Below are 286 nucleotides of genomic sequence, written 5' to 3' on the forward strand. Positions count from 1 at the left end.
AGAAATCGTGGTCAAGCCGATGTCGACGAAGCTGCGTCACATCGACATGTTCTCCGGCAACACCATTCTGGGCGATGGCGCGGTCATCATGATCATCGACCCCAACGGCATTGCGAAAGCGCTCGGCGCCGCCGGCTCCTCGGCCCATGACATGGGCGACGAGAACGGCGCGCACCACATCGGAAGTGGCGAGCAGACCACCTCGCTGCTGGTGTTCCGCGCCGGCTCGTCGCAGCCCAAGGCGGTCCCGCTCGGCCTCGTCACGCGCCTGGAGGAGCTGCCCGCC

1 pseudogene is annotated in these 286 nt (G+C 66.4%); it reads left to right on the plus strand.

The features are described from left to right. Window positions 1-286: pseudogene (locus tag AC24YW_RS36640) on the plus strand (hybrid sensor histidine kinase/response regulator); the annotation flags it as partial.

It is taken from the genome of Bradyrhizobium sp. USDA3516 (assembly GCF_057651995.1).